This is a genomic window from Schlesneria sphaerica (assembly GCF_044336245.1).
GTDB classification, from domain to species: Bacteria; Planctomycetota; Planctomycetia; order Planctomycetales; family Planctomycetaceae; genus Schlesneria; species Schlesneria sphaerica.
Genome location: NZ_CP172346.1, coordinates 5941066 through 5965370, shown reverse-complemented (window position 1 = coordinate 5965370; position 24305 = coordinate 5941066). Strand labels below are relative to the sequence as shown.

19 protein-coding genes are annotated in these 24305 nt (G+C 56.2%); 8 read left to right on the top strand and 11 right to left on the bottom strand.

Going from position 1 to position 24305, the window contains the following annotated elements; translation table 11 throughout:
- Positions 1 to 34: 34 nt before the first annotated feature.
- Complete coding sequence (locus ACGY09_RS21540) at positions 35 to 808, bottom strand: acetyltransferase (protein ID WP_373652917.1); 774 nt, start codon at positions 806 to 808, stop codon at positions 35 to 37.
- Positions 809 to 974: 166 nt separating this feature from the next.
- Positions 975 to 1220 carry an acyl carrier protein gene (locus tag ACGY09_RS21535; RefSeq protein WP_373652918.1) on the bottom strand — a complete coding sequence of 82 codons (246 nt, stop codon included), beginning with the start codon at positions 1218 to 1220 and terminating at the stop codon, positions 975 to 977.
- Positions 1221 to 1570: 350 nt separating this feature from the next.
- On the opposite strand from ACGY09_RS21535, the gene ACGY09_RS21530 reads away from it, so the two are divergent.
- From ACGY09_RS21530 to ACGY09_RS21515, 4 genes are all read left to right on the top strand, one after another.
- Positions 1571 to 2365: a PhzF family phenazine biosynthesis protein gene (locus ACGY09_RS21530; RefSeq protein ID WP_373652919.1), complete on the top strand. Its 795-nt coding sequence runs from the start codon at positions 1571 to 1573 to the stop codon at positions 2363 to 2365.
- Positions 2366 to 2720: 355 nt separating this feature from the next.
- Complete coding sequence (locus ACGY09_RS21525) at positions 2721 to 3719, top strand: NADPH:quinone reductase (RefSeq protein ID WP_397569385.1); 999 nt, start codon at positions 2721 to 2723, stop codon at positions 3717 to 3719.
- A 153-nt stretch (positions 3720 to 3872) separates the two neighbouring features.
- Positions 3873 to 5210 carry a GTPase HflX gene (gene hflX, locus ACGY09_RS21520; RefSeq protein ID WP_397569384.1) on the top strand — a complete coding sequence of 446 codons (1338 nt, stop codon included), beginning with the start codon at positions 3873 to 3875 and terminating at the stop codon, positions 5208 to 5210.
- On the top strand, positions 5207 to 5992 hold the full coding sequence (locus ACGY09_RS21515; protein WP_397569383.1) for an SDR family NAD(P)-dependent oxidoreductase: 786 nt from the start codon (positions 5207 to 5209) through the stop codon (positions 5990 to 5992). Before hflX ends, ACGY09_RS21515 begins: the two co-directional genes overlap by 4 nt.
- 123 nt (positions 5993 to 6115) lie before the next feature.
- On the opposite strand, the gene ACGY09_RS21510 is transcribed toward ACGY09_RS21515, so the two are convergent.
- Positions 6116 to 8047, bottom strand: coding sequence for a hypothetical protein (locus tag ACGY09_RS21510; RefSeq protein ID WP_373652923.1), 1932 nt, complete (start codon positions 8045 to 8047; stop codon positions 6116 to 6118).
- A 519-nt stretch (positions 8048 to 8566) separates the two neighbouring features.
- Here ACGY09_RS21510 and ACGY09_RS21505 point away from each other — a divergent pair.
- The 3 genes from ACGY09_RS21505 to ACGY09_RS21495 all read left to right on the top strand — a co-directional run bounded on the left by ACGY09_RS21505 (position 8567) and on the right by ACGY09_RS21495 (position 11759).
- The gene (locus ACGY09_RS21505) at positions 8567 to 9343 is read left to right on the top strand and encodes a methyltransferase domain-containing protein (protein WP_397569382.1); all 777 of its coding nucleotides are present in this window, start codon (positions 8567 to 8569) and stop codon (positions 9341 to 9343) included.
- A 322-nt stretch (positions 9344 to 9665) separates the two neighbouring features.
- The gene (locus ACGY09_RS21500) at positions 9666 to 11183 is read left to right on the top strand and encodes a carboxypeptidase M32 (RefSeq protein WP_397569381.1); all 1518 of its coding nucleotides are present in this window, start codon (positions 9666 to 9668) and stop codon (positions 11181 to 11183) included.
- A gap of 6 nt (positions 11184 to 11189) precedes the next feature.
- Positions 11190 to 11759: a TlpA family protein disulfide reductase gene (locus ACGY09_RS21495; RefSeq protein ID WP_397569380.1), complete on the top strand. Its 570-nt coding sequence runs from the start codon at positions 11190 to 11192 to the stop codon at positions 11757 to 11759.
- A 164-nt stretch (positions 11760 to 11923) separates the two neighbouring features.
- On the opposite strand, the gene ACGY09_RS21490 is transcribed toward ACGY09_RS21495, so the two are convergent.
- Both ACGY09_RS21490 and ACGY09_RS21485 read right to left on the bottom strand, forming a co-directional pair.
- A complete protein-coding gene (locus tag ACGY09_RS21490; protein WP_397569379.1) occupies positions 11924 to 13270 on the bottom strand; it encodes a Gfo/Idh/MocA family protein in 1347 nt (448 codons plus the stop codon).
- A 128-nt stretch (positions 13271 to 13398) separates the two neighbouring features.
- Positions 13399 to 14610: a formylglycine-generating enzyme family protein gene (locus ACGY09_RS21485; protein ID WP_397569378.1), complete on the bottom strand. Its 1212-nt coding sequence runs from the start codon at positions 14608 to 14610 to the stop codon at positions 13399 to 13401.
- Between ACGY09_RS21485 and ACGY09_RS21480 the strand changes: the two genes are divergently transcribed.
- Positions 14609 to 15634 (top strand): FAD:protein FMN transferase, encoded by a 1026-nt coding sequence (locus ACGY09_RS21480; RefSeq protein ID WP_397569377.1) that lies wholly within the window; start codon positions 14609 to 14611, stop codon positions 15632 to 15634. The two genes, ACGY09_RS21485 and ACGY09_RS21480, sit on opposite strands and share 2 nt — an antisense overlap.
- Positions 15635 to 15644: 10 nt before the next feature.
- Here ACGY09_RS21480 and guaA read toward each other — a convergent pair whose 3' ends face one another.
- From guaA to ACGY09_RS21450, 6 genes are all read right to left on the bottom strand, one after another.
- On the bottom strand, positions 15645 to 17222 hold the full coding sequence (gene guaA / locus ACGY09_RS21475; protein ID WP_397569376.1) for a glutamine-hydrolyzing GMP synthase: 1578 nt from the start codon (positions 17220 to 17222) through the stop codon (positions 15645 to 15647).
- 109 nt (positions 17223 to 17331) lie between these two features.
- Positions 17332 to 17832: an ExbD/TolR family protein gene (locus ACGY09_RS21470; protein ID WP_397569375.1), complete on the bottom strand. Its 501-nt coding sequence runs from the start codon at positions 17830 to 17832 to the stop codon at positions 17332 to 17334.
- A gap of 1 nt (position 17833) precedes the next feature.
- Positions 17834 to 18310, bottom strand: a complete 477-nt coding sequence (locus ACGY09_RS21465) for an ExbD/TolR family protein (protein ID WP_373652932.1) — start codon at positions 18308 to 18310, stop codon at positions 17834 to 17836.
- A gap of 145 nt (positions 18311 to 18455) precedes the next feature.
- A complete protein-coding gene (locus ACGY09_RS21460) occupies positions 18456 to 19352 on the bottom strand; it encodes a MotA/TolQ/ExbB proton channel family protein (protein ID WP_397569374.1) in 897 nt (298 codons plus the stop codon).
- 231 nt (positions 19353 to 19583) lie between these two features.
- Positions 19584 to 20642 (bottom strand): tetratricopeptide repeat protein, encoded by a 1059-nt coding sequence (locus tag ACGY09_RS21455; RefSeq protein ID WP_397569373.1) that lies wholly within the window; start codon positions 20640 to 20642, stop codon positions 19584 to 19586.
- Positions 20643 to 20681: 39 nt separating this feature from the next.
- Entirely contained in the window at positions 20682 to 24230 is a 3549-nt protein-coding gene (locus ACGY09_RS21450) for a tol-pal system YbgF family protein (protein ID WP_397569372.1), read from the bottom strand.
- Positions 24231 to 24305 lie beyond the last annotated feature (75 nt).

Sequence of the window (24305 nt, the reverse complement as noted above, 5' to 3'; positions counted from 1 at the left end):
CAGAACTCTCAATTTTCTCGACGTTGCTGGAGAGCTAGCTCGCCAGCAATTCTTCGTCGTCGTTTTTCATCCAGTTAATTCGCTTGGCAGGAACACCCATCATGCTGACACCAGCCCGGACATTACTGATGACGACGCTTCCCGCTCCAATCCGTGAAAATTCCCCCACTCGAGTGTTGGGAACGATCACGGTCTGACAGCCGAGAAAAACACCGCGTTCGAGTTGAACTTGTCCCGCCACATCGGAATGAGGCGACAGCGTACAGCCGTCCCCGATGACCGAATCGTGTCCGGCGAGCGAGCCGACGTTCATCAGCACGAAGTCCCCCAGACGGACATTACAGCATGTGACAGCAAATGGACATATCACACAGCCGACGCCGATCTGCACATCCTGCGCGATAATGGCAGAGGGATGGACATACGAGGCAAAGACGGCCCCTCGCGATTGCAGAGTTTTTCCGATGCTGAGTTTCGCTGCGGGGTCACCCAGGGCCATCAACAGACGATCACCTGGAAGAGGCGAGTAGTCGGAAATCCTCCCACTCCAGCACGATTTCAGCCGTGGGAATGGGTCCAGTGCGTGCGGGTTATCATCCAGAAAAGCGACATGATGGTCCGATGCGGTTGACCAAAGTCGCCCGAACGTCCATGAATAGACCTCGCGTCCGAACCCCCCGGCCCCCACAATCAACCACCGAGTTGCCTGAGCCCCCTGGGGTGTCAAATTGCGGCCATCGACGATGAGTGGAACCGACGCATTGGGTTCCAACTCGTCAGGTTCCTCGCTCACTACGCGAAACGTCATCGCCACCTCCAAAGATGAGGGATTCGCAGAACTCATTCCGTACGGGGATCAAAATCCCTTACCTGCCAGATCTTCCGTCACCCGGTCTGCGGGGACGGAAAGTGACGATCCATACGGTAGTTGGCAGCACCGGCATGAACTGCGGGCCTGTGATCCATGTCGATGGTCAAGTCACGACAGAACTGGAATAACGCGTTTCCAGGTACGAGTAGAGCTCGCCGAATGTCGCGTGCTGCATCAGTTGTCGTGGCTTGATCGCGGTCTGATACGCTTCATCGACGAGCGCGATCAGCCCGAGAAATGTCAACGAACTCCAACCGGGTGTCTCTTCAATCACACAGGATAAATCCAGAGTGCCCGGTTCGAGATCGAACAGTTCGTCCATTTGCTGAAGAAAGACGGATTCGTCCATCTTGGGCCCCCCCAAAAAAATCGCGTGAAATGCAGTGAGAGAAAATCAGTAGCTGCCCATACTTGATCTCGAGAGAGACCGACATGTTGGTCTCTTCGGACTGGTGCTGAACAGCTTCGCGAAACCTCAGTCGAAGCCGTTGAAATCTGTGACGATCGAAGCGACTTTGCCGGGCGTTACGCTTAGATAAGTTCGACCATCCCCCATCGAAACTTGAATCCGACGAACCCAATGGTTCACAACCGTGTCAACGCCAATAGACAATTAAGAATCCGTAAGGATTCCACTTCCTCTGCTGCACATCATAAAATCTGCTGTTAAGCAAACCCCCTTTTGAATCGAGGAAACCCATGCGCGGCATCCGTTGCTGGCAAGTTGACGCCTTCACCGACAGACCTTTCGGCGGCAATCCCGCGGCCGTCTGCTGGCTCGAGACTGACCGCGAGACCGAGTGGATGCAATCCGTCGCGGCAGAAATGAACCTTTCAGAGACGGCATTCGTGCGTCCCCACGACGGGTCGCTTGAGCTACGATGGTTTACTCCCACAATGGAAGTGGACCTTTGCGGACATGCCACACTGGCCACGGCGCATGCACTGTGGTCCGATGGTCTCTGCTCGCTGGACCAGCCGCTGGAATTCCAGACTCGAAGTGGACTTTTGAAGTGTTCTCGCGCGGACCAGTTCATTGAGATGGACTTTCCCGCGACCCCGGCGACGGTCGTCACCCCGAGCGAGAACTTGCTGCCGGCGTTGGGAATCGACTCAGCGATCGTTGCCCGTTCCCGGTTTTACATGCTCGTTGTGGTGGATACTCCAACGACTGTCCGAAATCTGCAACCGGATTTTGCCCGCCTTATTCATGAGCAGACGCTGGGAATCATTGTCACGGCCCCTTCCGATGACTCCCGGTACGACTTCATTTCCCGTTTTTTTGCTCCGGCAATGGGAGTGAATGAAGATCCTGTCTGCGGTTCGGCGCACTGCTGCCTGACACCCTACTGGGCGGGCCGGTTGGGAAAAACAGCCCTGTCGGCCTATCAGGCGTCGTCACGCGGGGGTGTGCTTCGACTCCGTCTGAACGATGACCGAGTTGTACTCGGAGGTCAGGCGGTCGTTGTCTGGAAGGGTGAGTGCTTCTGTTAGTCTGCCGTTGCGTGCAGGCCGTAATGCTCGGACCTGCGAGGGTCATGAAACCCGCGCGATAGACCAGCGTGAGGACGAACCTCATCAGCGGAAACACTCTCTTTCGCCCTGAGGGGACTCATTCCCCAGATCATGTTCCCCAAATTGCTCATTCTCTTAAGGAATTGTGAACTTTCCGCCAAAAAACGGGTCCCTTGTCGGCTCCGGACCCGAAATGAAAGAACGCGAGCGAAAAGTTATTTCGTATTCCCAGTCAAATAGCGCGGACACGTTCAGGGTCTGCCAGTATAATCCCCGCGCCTTGCGACAGTTACGCCGTTTGGGCCAGAAGAGAGACTAACAAGGAGCCACATCGATGAAAGCCGCCTTTATCCGCCAGACTGGTGCTCCTGATGTCATCGAATATGGTGACCTGCCAACCCCAGAGCCACGACCCACGGAGGTTCTGGTGAAAGTGGGGGCCGTCGCCGTGAACCCCATCGACACTTACATTCGAGCGGGCGTCGTATCGATGATCTCGCACTTTCCTTACATCATCGGTTGTGACCTGGCAGGAACGGTCGAGAAAGTCGGCAGCGAAGTCAAACGATTCAAGGCGGGTGACCGAGTCTGGGGTAGCAACCAGGGCCTGTTCGGCCGCCGAGGCTCTTTCGCGGAGTATGCATCAGTCGACGAACGCTGGCTGTACGCGACCCCCGCTAAGCAATCTGACGAAGAGGCTGCGGCCGGCGCGCTCGTCGGATTGACCGCACACATGGGGCTTTTCCTGCACGCTGAATTGAGCCCGGGCGAAGTGGTCTTCGTCAACGGTGGTTCAGGGGGCGTGGGTTCCTCGGTCGTTCAACTGGCCAAAGCGGCGGGAGCATTCGTCATTACAACCGGCGGTAGCGAGCAGAGCATGGACATCTGCCGTAAGCTGGGTGCTGATCTGGTCCTCGATTACAACTCCCATAACCTCGACGATCAGATTCGGGCCTTCAGCCTCCCTCATGGAGGCATCCACGTCTGGTTCGAAACTCAGCGGGAGCCCACCTTGGATCGGACCGTCTCGTCGATGGCTCCCCGCGGACGCATCATACTCATGGCCGGTCGTGCCGCCCGACCTGAATTTCCCGTCGGTCCTTTCTACGTCAAGGACTTAAGGATGATTGGCTTCGCCATGTTCAATGGGTCACCGGAAGAACAGCGAGCGGCCGCAGACAAGCTGAACACGCTTTATGAGTTCAAACGCTGGAAGCCGATGATCGGAAAAGTCCTGCCGCTGAGCGACGCCGCTTTGGCACATCAGATGCAGGAAGATAATACCCTGCAGAAGCAAGGGACCATCCACGGCAAAATCGTCCTGACGCCATAGCCAATCGGTCGTCTCCTCGATACTGCAAAGGACACCGCAAGGGGTTGGGGCGAACGTAGCGAGTCGCTGCCGTGTCAGCTTACTGCCACGGTAGCTTTGCCGGGCCCCTTGTCGGGAATGCGTTGGTAACAATCGACCAGAACGGAATTTCACTTGGCTGAACCCATTCGAGAAGACCTGAAAGTTCAAAACCAGACTGCAGTGCTTGTTTCCGTGCCGGATCCGAGTCGCAACCTGGGCAAAGAACAAGCACTGGATGAATTGAAGGGGCTGGTAAAGACAGCAGGCGTCAAAGTCGTTGGTGAACTGGTTCAACGACGCGGACGTCCTCATCCGGGCACCTGCCTCGGAAGTGGTAAGATCGAGGAACTGAAAGACCTCGTCGACGCGACCGGTGCGAAACTGATTATCTTCGACAACAATCTGACTCCCGCCCAGGGTCGGTACCTGGAACAGGCCACCAAGCGCATCATCGTCGACCGTAGTGAGTTGATTCTCGACATCTTCGCGACACATGCCCGCACAGCCGAATCGCGGCTTCAGGTGGAACTGGCTCAGCTTCAGTACACCCGTACCCGACTGAAACGGATGTGGACTCACCTTGAGCGAATCGAGGGGGGGATTGGTGCCAGTCGAGGTCCCGGTGAAAAGCAAATCGAAACCGACCGCCGGATCATCGATCAACGGATTGATGAGCTGAAGACCAAACTGGCCGAAGTGGAGATCCGCCGCGAACGAATGGTTCGCCAGCGCGAGTCTCATCCTCTGGTGTCTCTCGTCGGTTATACAAACGCCGGAAAAAGCACCCTGATGAACGCCCTGACCGGGGCGGACGTCTATGTCGCCGACCAGTTGTTTGCCACGCTGGATACGCGAACCCGGAAATGGTCGATTCCTGCCTGGGGAGATGTCCTCCTGAGCGATACCGTCGGATTCGTGCGCGACCTGCCGCACTCGTTGATCGCCTCGTTCAAATCGACACTCGAAGAAGCCCGCCAGGCCGACCTCCTGATGCATGTCGTCGATGTTTCGAACCCCGAAGCCGAAGATCAGGTGGAAACGGTGGAGCGGGTGCTGGACGAAATCGGTGTCGAACGACGCAACTTCATCCTGGTCTTGAACAAGATCGATGCGGTACGCGACCGGGGCTTGATCGACGTTCTACGAGCCAAGTACGAGCACTCTGTCACTGTTTCGGCCCGGACACGGGAAGGCTTCGACAAGCTCGGAACGCTTGTCGGCGAACTGCTGGGTGAAGGCTACGTCGATGCCGAGATCGTCACATCGGCCGGAAACGGGAAGCTTTTCGCCTTCCTGGCCGAGCATGCCGAAGTGACCGACACCCGCTACGAAGATTCCACCGCGATCTTGCGTTGCCGGATTGCGAGAAACATTCTCTGGCGCGTCAGCGGCGAGGGAACGACCGTACGGGTTCTCTCGGACACTGCGCAGCCACAACCTGCTTCTACTGCCGCTGAAGGAACTTTATGAGCCTCTCGAAGAAAGTCGCGATCGTCACAGGGGGTGGAACCGGCGTCGGACGGTGCACCGCACTGCGACTCGCCGATCTCGGCTATGATGTCGCGGTCATTTACTCCCGGTCGATTGAAGAGGCAGAACAAACAGCTGCAGAAATTACCCAGCGTGGTGTTCGCGGTACCGCCTATCGGGTGGATGTCGCAGACGATCTCGCGGTTCGCAAGATGGTGGACACCGTCGTGGCGACGTGGGGACGCATTGATGTGCTGATCAACTGCGCCGGAACGACCGAGTTCATTCCTTTCGATGATCTCGAACAGGTGACTGACGATGTCTGGGAACGACTGTTTAAAGTCAACGTCGTCGGTGCGTTTCACTGTGCTCGCGCGGTGCGCGAGCCGATGGAGCGGTCGGGCGGCGGTACCATTATCAATGTCTCCAGCGTAGCCGCATTGCTGGGACAGGGGAGTTCAATCCCTTATTGCTGCTCAAAAGCGGCCCTCGACAACCTGACCGTTTCCCTTTCGCGCACGTTCGCCCCGCGAATCCGCGTCAACGGCGTTGCCCCCGGCTTCATCGCGGGACGCTGGACCGAAGGAGGACTGGGGCCAAACTACGATCGAGTCAAGGCCTCGTTCGAACAAGCCCTGCCACTTGGGCGGGTGTGTGAGCCGGATGATGTCGCGGAATGCATCCTGAGCCTTGTCACAGGAAGCAAGCTGGTGACGGGTCAGACCCTGACGGTCGATAGCGGCATGATGATCTCGGGATTCCAGGTAAAGCTCTGCGAATGAGCAGGGACTGAGGGACGGCCTGGTCGCGATCACCTGCGAACATCGGATCTCGGCCGGCCCACGTCCACCTTCCCGTACTTCGAGGGTCGCACGCCCAGAAGACCTCGAAGGATCCGCCCCTGTTTATAATTGAAGACGCCGCAGGACTTCTTCCCGTCCCATAAGTTCGTCGCACAGCCTTCGAAGCGCGATGCGAGTCGGAACCTGAGACCGCGGAATCTTGACGGAACTGCTGTCACTGACGGGAAGCAGATAGGTCGTCTGGCCCAGTTGCGTCGGCTCAATTGACTTCCATTCTGCTGAGTCACTTCCTTTGACGTGCGGGGCCGCTCGATCTCGATATTTGACCCCCAGCCGACAGAACCTGACACCGAGTGTCGCCAGAGCGGATGTCACCTGCCGATGAGAATCACTGGTCACCGGAATAATCGTCCGTGCATCGACACCCAGATCCAAATCGTGTGCAAGGTTACCTAACCACGTTTTTGCGATCTGACGAGACTCCTCAAGTTTCAGCTGCTCACGCTGTTCCAGGTCGACCTTCATCCCCAGGTCTTCTGCCGAGAATGCGTAACAGCCGTAGAATAGAAGTTTCAGTTCCTGCAGTTCTTGAATCAGCGGTAAAGACCGCTTGCCGGTCTCGGAATGACCGTAAAGCTGCATCAACTGAGGTTCGGCAATGAGTTGTCGCAATGTCTGTTCGAGGAACTCGTAAGATCGCGCCATACGGAGATAGTAGGTGGGGGCGGGCTCAAGACGCAGGTTCGGCAGGAAGAGAGCTGCGTCTTGGCCATTGGCCTGTGCGGTCGCCAGGAATTGCTCCTCGTGAGTCTGGATGACTTCAAACTTCTTCATGGTCGCCTCGAGGACTTCCAGTCGACGGCGTGCATACCGACCTGTGAAGGCCAGAGAGCGTGCTTCATCCCCCAGTTGGGGAACAAGCAGTGCGGTCAGTGCGTAGGCCTGGTAGTCGCACCATCCACTTTCTTTGGTCGGACGGACGTCCACATGCTCCGAATGAATCGTTCGCACCATGGCCCCGATGAGATCTTCGTCATCCGGGCAACCAAGTGGAAACACCCGCCGAGCTAATTCCGATTCTCGCTGAGACTGTGGCGGAAACAGCGATACCGCACTCGACGTGATGTCTCGATCACGGCGAAGACGAACCAGTTCGATTGCGTCCGCTGTGTCTACCAGGTCGAGAATGGTGAGTCGTGTCGATGGTGTCACGACCCGGCTCCAGCGCGTCAGTATCTGACGATACTCGGCGGCGAGCGAAGGATCGGATTTCAGAACCTGAACGACCGGGTGCATCCAGTCATTGTCATCCAGATCAAACTCCATCTGGAAATAGCGATAAACCCGATCACATTTCTGGAGCACTTCACTGGCTTTGAGAAAGCCCGCGGCTTCGGAATGAGCTACCTCAGACGAATAACGCCTCACGAAGTACTCTTTGGCAGACTCATTGGTCATGGGGAGATGGATCTCAGCGAGATCGAGTCCCGCCGCGAAATAGGCCGCTGCCCGACTGTCGGGGGGCAGGGCATTCCCAATCCGCTGCAGAAATCCAAGATCTCCTTGCGTGGCTCCAGGAACTCCCAGAAACCAGAATTCTGCCAGTGCGGTGATCAACCCGGCATCGAACTGCCGGGACTTTGCGTCAATGAGATCGACGGAGGGGAGGATTGGAATTCCGTGCGATTGCACGCTTGCTAACGCATCACGAAAGTTGGAATGGACCTTAAGCAGGTTCTGGTCCTGATCGGGCTTCAACGCGGATAGATCCAGCTCCGTCACGCAGGCGCTGAGGTTAACCCCCATATCCTTATTCACTCGCGGAGAGACGCGCGCCGGATCGAACGACGGAGCGGATCGGGGGGCCCAGCCATCATCCGGCCCACTGGTTTCATCCGCTTCAGGAAGATGGTACTCGGTCGTTTCCACCACGATGAAATCAGGTCCTGAACATCCCGCCAGGAGACATGAGAAGAGACTGAAAACGGCCAGTGACGAACGTGAGCAGCAACACCGACGATGAATCCAATTCATGACAACCTCCTGGGATACTGCCCTGGTCTGGTCCAGGGACGCCTCACTCGAGATCGGAACCCATCGGTAAACGGCGTTGCCTGATGAAAGTAATCACGACATGGCTCATAAGATAATGATGTGGAAGTTTCATTCAATGTCAGATTTGCAGCATAATGCGAACTTTGTCATAAGTTTTCTCCGGCAATTACACACAAAGAATACACCACGTGAAACAATGGACACTAATTTCATTCCCATCATCTTCCGGAGACAGATCTGGACATCAGCGCAGTTCTCTCACCGGATATAATTTACATACAAACGCTCAGCATGCCCCCTCTGAAGATCGTCGTAGCGATATCCCGACTCATCTACCCCACTCTGCCTGACCGACAACGCCAGATAGAGAAAAATGATGTACAAGGGACCAGATCAGTTCGACATTGACGACCCGCTCAGCGACAATGTCCCGGCTCACGCTGTTAAGCGGTGAGCATTCTCACATTTCCACCTCGGCCCTGTGCGACAGGATTGCCCATGACTGATTGGAATCCAAACCAGTACATGCAATTTTCGGATGACCGAACACGAGCGGCAATTGACCTCTGCAATCGCGTTCCGCTGGAAAATCCTTGCAACATCATCGACCTCGGCTGCGGCCCAGGTAACAGTACCCGGATTCTCCACAATCGCTGGTCGAAATCGGAATTGACAGGAATCGACAGCTCTACGGAAATGATTGCTGCGGCCCGCAAGTTACCGCTTCCTTGTGAATGGTTGCTGGCGGATATAGCCCAGTGGGAACCACTCAACAAAGTCGATTTGATATTTTCTAATGCTGTGCTTCAGTGGCTTCCTAACCATGACGTATTAGTTCCACGGCTGATGAGCTACGTCAGTCCTGGTGGTGTATTGGCATTTCAAATTCCCAGCCACCACTTCCCTGCGGTACGAAAATTAATCTTCGACATTTCACGCAGGCCGGTGTGGAACGATCGATTACGAGGTGCTCGCAACGCGTTATCCCGCCGACCGCCACACGATTACTATGATCTTCTTTGTCTTCAGGCAGATCACCTGGATGTCTGGGAAGCCGAGTACTATCACATCATGGATTCGGCCGAATCCGTGATTCAGTGGATCTCAAGCACCGGTCTGCGACCGTTTCTGGCCGATCTGAACTCCGATACCGATCGCGCCACCTTTCTTGCCGAATTACGCGAGCAGACCACCTTCGCTTATCCGAAACGACTCGATGGGAAAGTCCTCTTTCCGTTTCGTCGAACCTTCGTGGTCGCCCGTCGCCGTCCCTGAAGATCCCTCGCGACAGACGCCTTCCCCTCGCCCCCGCCATTTGGTCAAGAGAACGATCATCATGTCTCGCCTGTGCGGACGAGTACCTGACGCGCGGAGCAGAGTGAACTGGCAGCCATCACGGTCAGTGAATCAATCCCGGTACGACGCTTTTCGCAGGTTCGTTGAGGCCCCGACCGGCGTAACGCCGCCTCACGGAAGCAGTAACCCGTCATACTGCCTCCGTCGCCGCGCACAAATGGCTCTCTGACCCGGCCCTGGTCCTTGTGTGAGTTCTGTCGCTGTGAGATTATGCCAGTCTCAAATTTATTCAGGAGAACCCATGTCTCAGACAGATCATCTTTATTCAGAATTGTGCCGTTTACTCAAGGATGCCGCGCTCTTGGGATCCTGCGCGAGTGTCCTGAGCTGGGATGAACAGACCTTTATGCCCAAACACGGGGCGACCCACCGGGCCGACCAGTTGGGTTTGCTGGCAGGTTTAGCACACGAGAGAGCGACTTCGCCTCGGATTGGCGAACTCTTGTCACAACTGGAAAAGAGTGGTGAGCTGGGTGACCCCGACGGCGATGTGGCCGTAAACGTGCGAGAAGCCCGGCGCACTTACGATCGGCAGACGAAGTTGCCACGCAGACTGGTAGAAGAGCTGTCTCGAACCACGACGCTGTCGCAGCAGGCCTGGATTTCGGCTCGTGAAGACTCTGACTTCGCCCGGTTCCTCCCCTGGCTCGACAAGATGATCGGGCTGAAGCGGGAAGAAGCACAGGCCGTCGGCTACGGTCAGGGAATTCCCTACGATGCTCTGCTGGATGACTACGAACCCGGAATGACAGCCGCAGAAGTCGAGAAAGTCTTCTCTCCCTTGAGAGACGAACTGGTCACGCTGGTGGCAGCCCTTCAGCAATCGTCGAAACGTCCGCACGTCGAGATTCTTTCACGACACTATCCCAAGACACCGCAGATTGTGCTCGCCGAAGGTGCCTCAAAAGCCATTGGCTTTGATTTCGAGGCAGGGCGCGTCGATGAGTCGGCCCATCCCTTCTGCAGTGGATTTGGTCCCGGTGACTGCCGACTGACCACCCGTTACCACGATCACCATTTCAACTCTGCCTTTTTCGGAGTGCTGCACGAATCGGGACACGGGATCTACGAGCAGGGACTGCCACGCGACAGCTTTGGGCTTGGGATCGGCCAGTCGACCTCCCTGGGAATTCATGAATCCCAGTCACGTCTGTGGGAAAACTTCATCGGACGCAGTCGCTCGTTCTGGCAGTATCTTTACCCCACGGCTCAGATGGCATTTCCCCAGGCGCTGGGTGACGTTTCCCTGGAAGAGTTCTACTTCGCGATCAACGACGTCCGCCCCTCACTGATTCGTGTAGAAGCGGACGAAGTGACATATAACCTGCATATCATGCTGCGGTTCGAGATCGAGCAATTGCTCATCGCGGGTGACCTGAAACCGGCAGACGTCCCCGGTGTCTGGAATGAAAAGTTCAAGAGCTACTTCGGTTTGACCGTCCCCGATGACTCCAACGGATGTTTGCAGGACATTCACTGGAGTGCTGGACTGCTGGGTTACTTCCCCACGTACGCCCTGGGGAACATGTATGCCGCTCAGATTTTTGCTGCTGCAAACCGCGACTTAGGAGCCATCGACGAGCTTTCTGCCACCGGGAAACTGAAAACTCTGAAGAACTGGCTGAACGAAAAGATTCACCGACACGGGAAACGATATCCAGCGAAGACGCTTGTCGAGAAAGTCACCGGCGAAACACTATCGCATCAGCCATTGATCGCCCACCTGAAGTCCAAATACTCCGAACTCTATGGATTGTGATCCCTCATGAATGACGATCTATCCCCCCCCGATGGTCCCCGAGGTTTTCCCAAAGGGATCCTCGTTGCAGGGGCAATCGCGCTGATAGTTGCCTGGATGCTCCGACTGGTGATCACCCCTGACAGTTCGGCCCAGATCGGGAAGCCATTTCCACCGATCGAGGCAGGGGGGTGGATCAACGAGCCAGGGCCAAGCCCTGAGGACTTGAAGGGGCAGATCCTTGTCGTTGATGCCTGGGCCTTCTGGTGCATTCCCTGTCAGGCCATTGCTCCGTATCTGATCGACCTGCATGATCGGTATCAGAGCAAGGGAGTCAAATTCCTGGGACTGACTTCAGAAGGAGGGGACCGGAAGGGGTTGGAGATGAGTCGCATGTTTGTCGACAAGTTAAAAATCCCCTGGCCGAATGCCTATCTGGCGATCGAACCCCTGAAGGCACTTGAAGTCGAAGCAATTCCCCAGCTTTGGATCGTCGACCGCGACAACCGCATTATTTTCCACGAAGTCGGCTTCCATCAGGGGTCAATCGCCTCGATGGAGAAGGTGCTGGATGAAGCCCTGAGCCGTACTCCCTGAGGCCGTTGAGAGAATGTCGGGACCGTCCGGAAGTGACGCTTTCCCGGGGGGCCTCCCGAACTCCCGGCAATCCGCCACTCCCCACTCCTGCCAAGCAGAAGGCCCCGCACTGAATGAACAGCGCGGGGCCTCTTTGATTCTCAGCTCAATCGCTTGATCGAGAATTAGAGAACTCGTGTCAGCCCTGGTACCGCGATCGGGTAGTAACCTTCCGCGTTCGCCTTGACGGGTGGCTCGGCATCCCAGGTGTAGCTCTTGGGGGCCAGGCTGATGTTCGACTTGATGGCGTCGTTCCAGGTGATCTCTTTACCGGAGTAAGTACACATCCGGCCAAGAACAGCCGTCATCGAACTGTAGGCTCCATTGTCCGCTTCGTTGAACTCGGTTCCATTCCGAATGGCTGCGAACAGGTTGTCATGCTCGACTTCGTACGGGTTCTTGGATTTCTCCTTGAACCGCCATTCCATTCCCTCGGCATTGATCGAGCCGGCGGGATTAGAGGTTCCCTTTGATCCGTGGACGAACTCAGAGACACGATTAAAGCATCCGGGCATCTGACGGCACTGGCTGAACATACAGGTTCCGTCAGCATACTCGTATTCGACGAAGTGATGGTCGAAGATTTCACCATACTTCTTATCGGTACGAACCTGTCGGCCCCCCATGCCGCTCGCCTTGACCGGATATTCCGCCTCTTTGTCCGCCCCACCTTTGACCCAGTTACAGACGTCCAGATTGTGGATGTGCTGTTCACAAATGTGGTCGCCGCTCAGCCAGTTGTAGTAGTACCAGTTGACAATCTGATACTCCATTTCTGACCGACACTGCTCGCGCGTCTTGCGGGGATCCCAAGGGGTGGTCCCGTTCCAGTAGGCTCGCAAGGCGATGATCTTGCCGATCGCCCCGTCCTTAATCCGCTTGATCGTTTCGAGGTAACCCGCGTCGTGATGTCGCTGAAGACCAACACCAACCTTCAGCTTCTTTTCCTTGGCGATCTTGTTCGCTTCGATCACCTGCCGAACACCAGGAGCGTCAACAGCGACGGGCTTTTCCATGAAGACGTGCTTGCCAGCTTTGACCGCATATTCGAAGTGAATCGGGCGGAAGCCAGGGGGAGTTGCCAGAATCACCAGATCGACACCGCTGTCGATCACTTTCTGGTAAGCGTCCAGACCATCAAAGATCTTCTCTGCGGGAACCTGAACCCGCTCACCTTTGGGACCCAGGCCATTCTTGATGCTGTCGACGGCATTGCGTCCATTTTCAGGAAAAGCATCCCCAACAGCGGTCAGTTTGACGTTCCCGTTTGTCGAGAGTGCCTGTCCTGCTGCACCCGTACCTCGTCCACCGCAGCCGACCAACCCCACCTTGATTGTATCGTCACCCCCAGCAAACAGAGTGCTGCTGAAACCGGCAGGGACAACCAAAGATGCACCAACACCCGCCAGTGTGGATGTCTTTAGAAAATCGCGCCGTGATGCGACGTCATGAGATTGATCTGATGGATTCATGCTCGACTCCTGGTGTGATGTACTGCTCAGCGAAAACGTACGACCTGCTCACTCAATGGAAAGAGACGCGAAGACACCTCTGACTTTTCAAGATCTCATACTGAATCGGTAACCCGAACGGACCCGCTTCACTCGATCGTGATTCGCGGCTTGACACCCTTAGGAACGACAGCGTCCAGACGCAGATTCTTGCGTTCTTCTTCGCTGGGGGTCCGCAATGGTCGAACAACACGGAAGCCAACCCACAGGGCGTCGGTCATATACCATGCACTCTTGGGGTTTTGTGGATCCTGCTGTTTCCACTCAGGATCAGACGCCAGTCGTGCGGCGCTGCGGGCCTGTAACGCACCACGATCCCATGCCCCCCCTCGAGCCACGCGAGGATACTCGTCATCAGCCAGGCACAGAGGGAATTTCACAGCTTCGTTTGGCTTGAATTTGCCGTAGAAATCAGGCTCGTACTTATCCTGGACCCACTCTGCCACGTTGCCGTGCATGTCGTACAGGCCCCATTGATTCGGCTTCTTTTTTCCGACTTTATGATACTTGGCCGATCCCTTCTCGGCACTGTTCTCTTCGTACCAGGCATACTCTCCGAGCTGCGAGGAATCATCGCCAAAGTGGTAAGCCGTTGTCGTACCGGCGCGGCAGGCATATTCCCATTCCGCCTCGGTTGGCAGACGGTAATAGCGTCCGGTCTTTGCGCTCAGCCACTCGCAATAGGTCTTCGCGGCATGCTGGGTCATGCAGATCGCGGGATATCCGCCGTCTTTGCCCATTTCGAATGACATGTCGGTATACGGATTGGTCGGCTTGGTGATCGCGTCGGCAGCTTTTTCCAGAGGACCGGTTTCAGCGCCACCGAAATCACGAAGAGCACGCTCCAAACGGATTGACCAGAGTTCAAATTCGTCCCAGGTCACTTCGGTGCTGCCCATCCAGAACGGCTCCAGCTTCACCTTATGCTGTGGGCCTTCGTCTTCGTTACGGCCCTCTTCACCTTCGGGGCTGCCCATCAGGAACTCGCCACCGGGGATGGGAACCATCTTGAAATTGACTTCGGTATTGCGGATCGTCTGGGTATATTCCTTCATCTCCGCTTCGGTTTTGGCATCGCCCGGGTCATCCTGCCCGAACAGAATACCGAATGTCGCCAGCAGGCTGACAGAGAAGACAATGGCCTGCTTGACGCACCGCGAAGGATTGAAGTTGTCGATGGAAGATCGACGCACACCGACGGACGAACATCGCCCCTCGTTCGTCTGGCGCTGCGAGAGACTGTTTTGAAGAATCCCGCCCACGTGACTGGCTGAATTCATGATTGAAGAAATAGACAACATGGCAACTCAAATCTGGAAACTATTCGGAACGGTGATCGTGAGCGTGGTCTGCTCTGTCACTCTCGCACCGCTTCAGGCGGACGAGAAGTACTCTTTTGCAGAACCACATCTGGGTACGATTGTTGAGATCACACTATATGCTGCCGACGAAAACGGAGCAAACCAAGCCGCTCAAGCCGCATTCCGGCGAGTCAAAGACTTGGATCACATTTTCAGTGACTACAAACCCGACAGTGAAGTCATGAGACTTTGCGCACGGGCGGGCGAGGACGAAGCCGTCGCTGTCAGCCCTGAACTGTTTCACCTGCTCAAACGGTCGATCGAGATTTCGAACCAGACCAATGGTGCCTTTGATGTCACGATTGGTCCCCTTGTTCAATTGTGGCGACAGTCTCGAAAACGCAAGGTCCTCCCCACCCAGGACGAAATTCAGCAAGCCCGATCATCGGTCGGATGGAAGTTCCTCGTTCTGGACGACGCCCAGCAGACGGTGAAACTGACAAAGCGAGGAATGCGGCTTGATTTTGGGGGTATCGCCAAAGGATACGTTGCCCAGGAAATGAGCCGCATCTTGCGTGAGCAGGGCTTCGACCAGAGCCTGGTCGCGGTCGCCGGCGACATCGTGGCGGGAAATTCCCCCCCCGGCGCCGCAGGCTGGAAAGTCGGTGTAGCACCCCTGGATCGCCCCAATGGAGCGGTCAGCCGACTGCTCTCGCTGCGGAACTGTGCCGTGTCAACTTCGGGCGATGCCTTCCAGTTCGTGGAAATCGCTGGCGTCCGCTACTCACACATCGTCGATCCGCAGACCGGACTGGGGCTGACCTACCGCAGCAGCGTCACAGTCGTGGCTCCTGAGGGAGCGATTGCAGACTCACTGGCAACAGCCATTTGCATTCTGGGACCGGAACGAGGACTGCCGCTGCTTGACCTGCACGATCAAACAGCGGCTCTCGTAGTTCACGCCTCAAGCGATGGACCTCAGGTGGTCGAATCGAAGTCGTTCGCCACGTTTGAAGCCCGATAACCGACGGGAATTATTCCCATTCAATCGTGCTGGGGGGCTTGGAACTGATGTCGTAAACGACTCGATTCACACCCCGGACTTCGTTAATGATGCGAGTCGAGATCCGCTGCAGCACGTCGTAGGGCAGGGGATACCAGTCCGCCGTCATGAAGTCATCGGTCGAAACGGCACGGACCGCAATCACCTCTTCATAAGTCCTGCCGTCCCCCATGACGCCGACCGACTGAACGGGCAGTAGAACGGCAAAGGCCTGCTGGATCTGTCGATAAAGACTGGCCAGACGCAGTTCTTCCATGACGATGGCGTCCGCTTCGCGAAGCTTTGCCAGTCGCGGTGCCGTCAATTCTCCCAGGCATCGGACACCGAGGCCCGGGCCGGGGAACGGATGCCGCCAGACGAGTTCGTCGGTCAGGCCGAGTTCCAGCCCCATCCGGCGAACCTCGTCCTTGAACAGATCTCGCAATGGCTCGATCAGTTCAAATCCAAGTTGTTCGGGCAGCCCTCCCACGTTGTGGTGGGCCTTGATCGTGGCAGCGGGACCATCGATGTCGGCCCCGGATTCGATGACGTCTGGATACAATGTTCCCTGCGCCAGGAAGTGCGCGTCAGGGATTGATTCGGCTTCTTTCCGGAAGACTTCGATGAACACGCGGCCGATGATTTTTCGCTTTTCCTGAGGGTCAGTCACCCCGGCAAGTTCCGTCAGAAAGCGATCTTTCGCATCAACCACATGCAGATCTGTCTTGAAGTGGTTCTGGAACCGGTCACGCACCTTGTCGGCTTCGCCCTTGCGCAACAGACCGTTGTCCACGAAAATACAAGACAGCTGGTCTCCAATCGCCTTGTAAAGAATGGCCGCCACGACGGACGAATCGACGCCGCCGGACAGACCGCAGATCACTCGCTTGTTACCCACTCGTGCGCGAATCGCGAGAACTTCCCGGTCGATCAGTGAGCTGATTTTCCAGGTTCCCCGGCAGCCGCAGACACCTTTGACGAAGTTCGACAGCAACTGGCCACCGTATTCGGTGTGCGTCACTTCGGGGTGAAACTGCAATCCGTAAACCGGCTTCTGCCGATGCTTTACTGCGGCATAAGCACAGGAGGAAGTGTCCATCAGCGGAAGGAAGTGTGCGTCGACATCTTCAACATGATCACCGTGACTCATCCAGACGGTGCTGAGTTCCGGCAGCCCGGCCATGAGCGTGTCTGATCTCAGCACACGACATTCCGTCCTTCCAAACTCACGTTTGGAACCGGGCGACACTTTCCCTCCCAGGTGCTGACTGGCCAGATGCAAACCATAGCAGATCCCCAGGACCGGAATTCCCAGGTCAAACAGGGCAGGATCCACTTTCGGCGCATTCGGCTCGTAAACACTGGCAGGGCCCCCCGACAGAATCAGCCCTTTCGGATTCAGTTCGCGAATCCGGCTGACAGGTAAGTCGTGTCGAACCAGTTGACAGAAAACGTGCTGATCCCGAATCCGGCGAGCAATCAGTTGCGCCGTCTGTCCGCCAAAATCGAGGACAAGGATCAGTTCTTCCTGGGTCGAATTGGAGTCGTGAGAATCAGCCGCAGAAGTCATTGAGAAAAGCCATTTGAGTGAAACGACGCTCCCCTGAGTCGGTTCAGGGGGAAGGGGCAATTGTATCGTCGTGGGCGCCAGTGGCAAATCGAACGCCCCTGATCAGATGTCAGGCCTTCGGTTTGTGGGGTGGTGCAAACTTGATTTTTTCCACGTAGCGCGTCACCTGTTTCGACGCGGGATCATAGCGACCGGTGCATTTTGAGATCGCTTTCACGACGTATTTGTACTGCGTTTCGTAGTCCGCATCGATCTCCACTTCCACATCTTTCGTCAGTGGATTACCCGGACGACCGATAATCTGCAGGATCTCACGGTTCAGCCGATCGAAAGCGGCGTCATCATTCCCCAGATTCTTTGACCCCAGGACCAGTTGGGTCAGATTCCCGCTGCGATCGGAGACCAGACTGACTTTGATATCAGGCAGGTTCTGTTCACTTGCGGCGGCCTGCGGTGCCGCGATCGGCATGTTGATATTGAAATTTCCCTCAGGTGCGACAATTTTCAGGTTCAACATGAAAAAAATCAGCAACTGAAAGACGATGTCGATCATCGGTGCCATGGGGATTTCGACTTTCGTCGGTCCGCTCGAGCGATTTCGCAATTTCATCTCAAACGTCCTCCGCAGTGGCACGCAGCGAGAATTTCGTGAAGCCCGCTTCCTGGCATTTTTTGATCAGTTCCTGAACCAGACCAGCGGGAACCTCGGAATCCGCGCGAATCAGGACCGTCACGTCTTTGATCACTTCCTTGCCATGGATCAGTTCCATGACTCGGCGTTCCTGTTCCAGATCGGGACCGATGTTACGAACTTCTACAAATCGTTCATTGTAGAAAACTTCCGGGACCGATTTGGCCACTTCTCCCGAGGGAAGCCGCTGAAATCCGAAATTGAGAACGAGTTCATGCTCGGGTTTGACGACCGGCGGCTTGGCCAGCATGTCTTTCGGGAGCTTGACCCGTTCGTCCGCCTTCGTGTTCTCAAAATTGATCGCGATCATGAAGAATGTGAGCAACTGAAACACGATGTCGATCATCGGCGTCATATCGGGTTCCGTAAAACCCATCTCGACTTTACGCATCTTCATAACATCGCTCCGACTTCCCTGAATGGATGACGCCCTCGTGGTTGAGGCGGGCGAAGTCGGGGGATCGCCCCGCTGGATTTTCACCCCACACTCAACTTACGAACCAAGGCGTTCACCGCAACGAACGCGCGAATTCTCGAATCAACTACTCGTTTCGAGGAACCGACGGAGCTGCCGCAGGGGCTGCTCCACCTGCACGACTCGCCGCGGCAGGAGCCGTTGTTTTCCCTGCGTTCTGGAAGTTTTTCATCAGATTTTCTGCCACGAATCCACATTCCATCAGGAATCGGGCCAAACGGTTCTTGTAGAGCGAATAGAAGATGATCGCGGGGATTGCGACGGTCAGCCCTTCCAGAGTCGTGAACAACGCGGTGGCAATCCCGTCCGCGAGTTCCGACGGTTTGGGCGAGGTCGCGGAATTGGCAATCACCTGGAAGCTCATGACCATCCCTTGCACGGTACCGAGCAGCCCCAGCATGGGGGCGATCGAACCAATCAGCGCGAGGTACCCGATCTTGTGTTCCATCGCCATCGTTTCGTCTTCAGCGACCTGCTGCATCTGCTCGACAGCTTCGTCATAACCACGGGTCAGACGCCCCATCCCCTCAGCCATGATCCGACCGATAAAGGAATCACTGGACTTCGCCGTTTCGTAAGCCCCCTGATAGTCCTTGGACTGCAATCGCTGTTCGAACTCTTCAATAAAGGCTGTCGGCAGATAGTTATCCCGGCGAAGCTGAAGGGCAATCATCATGATGATGGCAACCATTGCGAACGAGACCAGCATGATCAGAAAGCCGAAGATCCCCGAAGCGCGGATCATCCACATCAGAAATGTTTCCTGAGGCTTCTTCGCTTCCCCAGCTTTCGCGTCCCCACCGGACCGGTCGTCCACTGAGACCGCTTTCTCGTCATCCTGGGCAAAGGAGGTTGAAGTCTGTTGAGCGAAAGACAGTCCTCCCACCAGCAAGGCGAGAACCAAACACCACAAGCGGCTGCGAACGACCGTCTGGTTCATTTCAATCCCCTTCACTTGTTTCATTCCTTTTTCTTGGCAGGCGTCTTGTGGCCCGATGACTTGTTCGAGATGTGCGGAGCGATTCTAAGTTCCCGGTCCCCATGTTGCCAGAGGGACCCACTGTATGCCTGTTTTTCTCTTCGTTCACTCAATTCTGCAATCAGGGCCCCAATTCCACGCTGGGGTCGCCCAGTACGAGCGAAGGGGCTACCCTCCCAAAATTGCGGTTCCCATCGGTTACTGTCCCGCCATTGGTTACTGTCCGGCGAGCTTTTTCCGCCACTCACTGTTGGGATACATCTGCACCAGTTTTCCCGCCGCTTCCGCACTGCGATCCGGATGCTGGACAAGTTTCCAGAGAATACTCATCTGGTACAGCGATTCGGCATGGTAGGCGGTTTCTCGCGGGAACAGGATATCGACGTGCAGGTAGGCGAGGGCTGCTTCCTTGGTTCGGCCCAGCCCCTGATAGGCATGCCCCTGCAGGGTATAGGCTTCTGCCTGCACGGTCGAATCGTCGGCAGGGCCTTTCTCTGTCACTTCATCCAGAATCTTCAGGGCCTCTTCAAACTTCGACTGTTCGATCAGACCTCGAGACAGCCCCAGCATCGCTTCATACTTCCGTGACGCATCGGCCGGCGAATCACCTGCCGCATCGGCCACGGCTTGAAATGCCTTGATCGCCTCGTCGGGTTTTCCTTCCGCCATCAGAGCCCGTGCCTCCACGATCCGGGCGGCGAGTTTCACGTCATCCCAGGGGGCCTGCGTCAGCTTTTCCAGATTCGTGCGGACCGCATCGAAATCTTTTGCGGCAAGATAAAGCTGACTGAGCAGCATCTGCGATTCATAAAATCGCACGTGGTCAGGAAATGCTTTCTGTGCCGCCAGAATCTTCTGGATTGCCTGTTCTCGTTGATCAGGATCGCTCAATGCCTGCTTCGCCGCGACACGTGCCAGAACGTATTCCAGTTCCCCCTTCAGAAATTCGCTGGGAGACTTGATGTCGGACTTCGCCTTCATGAGCCGTTGAGTCGCGGATTCGTAGCGCCCCCCCAATTCGTCGCTGTAACCCAGCTTCAGGTCTCCGCCCCCTCCTTCCCATTCGATGGCGGCGATGTTGTTGGCGGCGACGATCTCAGGATCTCCCTGATTCTTCTTCAGCGTCAACTCTGTCTTTGTCATGGCAGAGATGGTCCCGTTGACCCGCTTGCCGTCGTTCTTTTTGGTGATGATGTCAATCGCACAGAGCGGGCTCGCCGCCAGACAAACGACGGTGCCTGCGATCAAAAGCAATGCCGGAATTTTGAGAGTCATTCGATGTCCTTGTGACTTGCTCGATTGTCTTAGATTGTCTTATTCGTCTTTGCGAGGTTCCGTCGGCCTTGGTCGTGGCTTGGGGGAAGGGGGTGCGCCTGACTCGGTCCTGGACTGAGTCCGCGTCGTTCCTTTGGCAGGAGCTTGAGCAGTCGGGGCCGCCCCCGGTGCTGTCGCCGTCCCCTTCGGGACTGGATTCCTGGGTCGAACCTTGCCCGGGGCAGGGGCCGCAAACGCAGCGGGGGGCCCTGAATCCACGGAAACCCCTGAAAAGGAAACAGGGACGTCCTTGCGGCCAAACGATTTTGGTTTCTTTGCCTTACCCTTGCCGCTGAACAAAACCCAGCCAATCAGTCCGATCCCGGCCACCACACAACCAAGGAAAATGACCCAGGTTGTCGTGTCGATGGACTTGGAAGCCTCTGCCGTGCCTGCCGTTCCCTGACCCGTCGCTGCGGTCGCGTCAGCCTCCTTATTCGGCTCACTGGCGGCCTCTGCGGATTTCGTCGGCCGCGACGTTTCCAGCGGAATCTCTTCATTTCTTGGGAGATCGACGACTGGTTGCCCGGATTCCTTGAGCACTTCGCGGTAGAGCTCATTGAGCTTCGCACGTTTTTCTTCCGGAAGGACCTTCATGATCGACGAGGTCCCGACGAGTTCCATCGCACAGGCATCCAGCGCTTTCTGCTTCTCTTTCGGGGCGAGTTCCATGCCATAGCGGAACCGGCAGAGGGAGACCGCGTAACGGGCATCCAGAAAATGATCCACCAGATCCGGACGATCTGCGAAATTCTTCTGCTGCTGAATCCTGCGCGCAATACCGCCCCAACCCCAGACACCCAGATTGGGCTCTCCGTTGATCGCAATGGCGAACTTGCTTTTGTCCCCCGATGATCCCCAGTCCTGATAGACGGAGGCTCCTTCAACTTGCGTTCTCAGGTCATTCCCACGGACCTTGAGAATGTCGCCCAGTAGCTGCTGAGCTCCTGCAAAATCCTTTTTCAGCCGGTTACAACGGACCAGGCGCACCTTGACATTCAGCAATTGATCGGGTGTCGCGAAACCGGGATCCGATGCCGCTCGCGTCAAAATTCCGTTGAACGCGGAAGCAGCCCGGTCATAGTAGCTGGCCGTCTTGGATCCATCCGTCGAAATTTCACCAAGGGCAAAGTAGGTCTCGCCGATCCAGCTAAGCGAACCGAGCGTCTGCCCCTCCTGCTTCTTGTACATGTCATCGAGGAAGGTCTCAAACGCCTCCATCAGCTTGTTAAAGCGTTCCGTCTCGCCATTGCTCTGAAAGCGTTCCAGTTCGGTCTTCAGCATTCGCCCAAGACCGACATACAGATCCGTCAGATCGGAACTGGGATCACCCGCCGCGATCGCCTCCAGCGTCCTCATTGCGGCACGCGCATCATCGATCCGGTCCGGCCCCAGGCCGATGTAAGCCCGCAGCAGCAGTGTGTACACACTCTTGGCAACACTGCGGCTTTGAATTCCCTTTTCGGGTCGCTGTGACTCGTCAGTCACCGTGATCGCCTTGACGATCGACTGCGGATCGTCCTGCAGCAGCGCAATCGACTCTGCCTCTTTTCCCTGGCTGAGCAGAATTTCTGCCAGGTAGATCTTGGCACTGACGAGTTCCTGGGGCAGGGAGCCTTCTTTCGGCAACGTGGCCGTCAGCTTCTGAATCCCCGTTCGCAGGAATTGTTCGGCAGAGGCTTTCCATTCCGCCTGCTTTTCCGGGGTCGGCCGCTCTTCAGGTGCCATCCGCGACGCCGATCCGTAGGCGATCCAGTAGGCCTGACCCGCGGCGAGTTGGGCCTCGGGATACTTCGGATCGCTTTCTGGAACCTTGCTGAACCATTCCGCCGCGTCGACGGGCTTTTTCGCCGACGAGTACATCCGCCCCAGGATTAACCGGGCTTCATTGGCTTTATCACTTTCCGGCCAGCGCTGGGCGATCAGATTTGCGGCTTTGATGATCATCCGCATTTCGTCCTGCTTGGAATCAGGCTCGGCCTTATTGTCGTTGTACGCCTGAACGAACGCCGCCATGGCCATGTAGGCCGCGTCCAGCGCCACACTTCCTTCTTCATCACTGGTCGTCCGGGCGACGAACTGAGCCAGCACCGCCGCTTCGTAGTTCCGGCGGAGATAGAAGTTCGTGTAGGCCAGCAGCAGCCTTGCGGTGGCCACGTCCTTCACATTGTCCCGCTTGTTCATCAGCCGCATGGCCAGATCGAAGTTCTGAGCCGCATCATTCAGTTCGTTCGTCCAGTCCTGTCTCAGCCGAGTCACTTCCTCGGCCGGTTTCTGATTCTTGATCGCGGCATCGAGTTCTTTTTTGATCTCTTGTGACGAGTTGAAGTTCTGGCGTCCCAGACCATAGGCCGTTTCGAAGTCATCCGGCTTCCGCTCACGCCCCCCCAGGTTGACCTGCGTCCGCTGCATCATCGACAGCGAGACATCTTTGTATTCGCCCGGATATTTATTGATCTGCTGAGCGACCGTACGAGCCTGTCGCCAGAAGCGTTCCTGATCCGCCTTGGGCAGATTGCGATTATTCCCCAGTGCTTCGTAGGCGCGCGCCTGTTCCCACTGAATCCCCAGACCGACCGGGGTCTTGGCGTCGTCACCGCTCTTCTTCAACCATTCCTCCGCCAGATCCACGACGAGCTGATAATCGTTTCGCAGATGCAGACAGATCAGTTTGAATTGCAGGACCTGTGCCTTCAGACTTTGCAGCGGCCCATCATCGCCCGGATGATCCAGCAGTTCATTGTAGATACCGAGCGCCTTCTGCAGGTCACCCTGTTCTTCAAAGGCCTTCCCCTGCCAGGCCCGCGCATGCAGACCGCCGATCTGGCTGCGGTGACGCTGATGCATCTTTTCAAACTCGTCCGCCGCCTGACTGAGCAACTGTTTGAACTCAGGCGCCGTCGGGTCATAAGTCTGAGCTTCCAGATAAGTGCACTTGGCCAGACTCAGCGTTTCCAGAATCAGATTTCGTTCGATGCGGGACCGCTCTGCATACTGAGCCGGTTCTTTCTGGGCATCTATATACGTGGGAAACTTCTTGAACGCCGCATCGTGCTGATCGAAAGCCAGCTTCAGAACGTCTCGCGCTTTCTGAACCAGTTCGCGGCCACGTCGCTGGAATTCCGATTTGCTTCCCTGATTCGACGGGGCCTTCGATTGAAAGATTTCGACGCCGGCTTTCTGCAGCAGCATCTGAGCCCGTTCGGCATTGGCATCACCGCTCGAGGGGTGGTCGGGGTTTTCCCGGATAAACTGATCCAGGTAGGCCAGCGCCTGATCAAGCTGCTCAAACTGCTTTTCAGGACTGCGCAGCGTCTTCGCATATTCCCGCAGCGTGATCGCCTTCTCGTAGGGGATCAACTTCTGAATTTCGGCCGGGACGGAAGGACGCTGAGCCAACTGGTCCAGATAAAGCAGTGCATAGTCGAAATAATTTCGGTTACGCAGCCCCTGCAAAAATTCGAGGTACGGTTCTTCAGCGGTCAGCCGTGGCGAGAAAACAGCCAACAGCACAAACCACAGTGCACATATCCGCAACCGGCATTTCATCGGTTGATCCTCAAGATTCAATGGAAACTGTCATCAGCGAAGGGATGCGACAGACTGGCAATCATATTTCCAACT

Bases quoted from the DNA above. Each gene is read 5' to 3' on its own strand.
- ACGY09_RS21540 (WP_373652917.1), bottom strand. From the start codon at position 808: ATGACGTTTCGCGTAGTGAGCGAGGAACCTGACGAGTTGGAACCCAAT.
- ACGY09_RS21535 (WP_373652918.1), bottom strand. From the start codon at position 1,220: ATGGACGAATCCGTCTTTCTTCAGCAAATGGACGAACTGTTCGATCTC.
- ACGY09_RS21530 (WP_373652919.1), top strand. From the start codon at position 1,571: ATGCGCGGCATCCGTTGCTGGCAAGTTGACGCCTTCACCGACAGACCT.
- ACGY09_RS21525 (WP_397569385.1), top strand. From the start codon at position 2,721: ATGAAAGCCGCCTTTATCCGCCAGACTGGTGCTCCTGATGTCATCGAA.
- ACGY09_RS21515 (WP_397569383.1), top strand. From the start codon at position 5,207: ATGAGCCTCTCGAAGAAAGTCGCGATCGTCACAGGGGGTGGAACCGGC.
- ACGY09_RS21510 (WP_373652923.1), bottom strand. From the start codon at position 8,047: ATGAATTGGATTCATCGTCGGTGTTGCTGCTCACGTTCGTCACTGGCC.
- ACGY09_RS21505 (WP_397569382.1), top strand. From the start codon at position 8,567: ATGACTGATTGGAATCCAAACCAGTACATGCAATTTTCGGATGACCGA.
- ACGY09_RS21500 (WP_397569381.1), top strand. From the start codon at position 9,666: ATGTCTCAGACAGATCATCTTTATTCAGAATTGTGCCGTTTACTCAAG.
- ACGY09_RS21495 (WP_397569380.1), top strand. From the start codon at position 11,190: ATGAATGACGATCTATCCCCCCCCGATGGTCCCCGAGGTTTTCCCAAA.
- ACGY09_RS21490 (WP_397569379.1), bottom strand. From the start codon at position 13,270: ATGAATCCATCAGATCAATCTCATGACGTCGCATCACGGCGCGATTTT.
- ACGY09_RS21480 (WP_397569377.1), top strand. From the start codon at position 14,609: ATGGCAACTCAAATCTGGAAACTATTCGGAACGGTGATCGTGAGCGTG.
- ACGY09_RS21485 (WP_397569378.1), bottom strand. From the start codon at position 14,610: ATGTTGTCTATTTCTTCAATCATGAATTCAGCCAGTCACGTGGGCGGG.
- guaA (WP_397569376.1), bottom strand. From the start codon at position 17,222: ATGACTTCTGCGGCTGATTCTCACGACTCCAATTCGACCCAGGAAGAA.
- ACGY09_RS21470 (WP_397569375.1), bottom strand. From the start codon at position 17,832: ATGAAATTGCGAAATCGCTCGAGCGGACCGACGAAAGTCGAAATCCCC.
- ACGY09_RS21465 (WP_373652932.1), bottom strand. From the start codon at position 18,310: ATGAAGATGCGTAAAGTCGAGATGGGTTTTACGGAACCCGATATGACG.
- ACGY09_RS21460 (WP_397569374.1), bottom strand. From the start codon at position 19,352: ATGAAACAAGTGAAGGGGATTGAAATGAACCAGACGGTCGTTCGCAGC.
- ACGY09_RS21455 (WP_397569373.1), bottom strand. From the start codon at position 20,642: ATGACTCTCAAAATTCCGGCATTGCTTTTGATCGCAGGCACCGTCGTT.
- ACGY09_RS21450 (WP_397569372.1), bottom strand. From the start codon at position 24,230: ATGAAATGCCGGTTGCGGATATGTGCACTGTGGTTTGTGCTGTTGGCT.